Genomic DNA, 577 nt, shown 5'->3' on the forward strand with positions numbered 1-577 from the left:
CGCACGGAAGCCGTACTCGGTACAGTAGCTGCCCTGAAATGCGCTTTCGGGATTTCCCCTCGCAAATGCCGCCATGTCATAGCGGTTGTGCAGAAGCCCCGTATCTTCACGCAGGGCGTTGATAACATCGTCCAGACCTGTCTTGAACTCGTCCGTTTTCCACTGTTCTCTGGTATCAAACCAAGTGGTATGAAAGCTATCTCCAGAAGTGTCAAAATCACCTCGGAGATGCCCAATACATCCCGTCTGCCCTTCAAGCTGCATACTCTGGGCGTAGGTGTATTTTTGTTCGGATTGTGTCAAAGCCCGTATCTCCATCAGCGTTCCTCCCTGCTCTTTGATTTTTTTGTTTTTTCCTGTTCCTTGATTTTTGCGAGGGCTTCTTTTGCCCATTCAGGCATCTTCTCTGGCTTGATTTCCCCAAGCACGTCGCACCTTTCCCATCGGGCGTGCTTGCCGTCCGCAAGGGAAGTGCCGAACACCGCCTGCCCCCTGCCGCCCAATGCACCGTGACCGCCGTCCGCCAGTACAAGCTGGTAGGCAGAATGCCGATATTCATGGCGGTTGACCTCGGCAT

The 577-nt window shown here is 53.6% G+C and carries 2 pseudogenes; both read right to left on the minus strand.

Annotation, left to right across the window (positions count from 1 at the left end):
* Positions 1–318, minus strand: a pseudogene (locus tag E5329_RS29315) (hypothetical protein); the annotation flags it as partial.
* Positions 318–577 (minus strand): annotated as a pseudogene (locus E5329_RS29320) (hypothetical protein); the annotation flags it as partial. The pseudogenes E5329_RS29320 and E5329_RS29315, both read right to left, overlap by 1 nt.

It is taken from the genome of Petralouisia muris, assembly GCF_004793545.1.
Lineage (GTDB): Bacteria > Bacillota > Clostridia > Lachnospirales > Lachnospiraceae > Petralouisia > Petralouisia muris.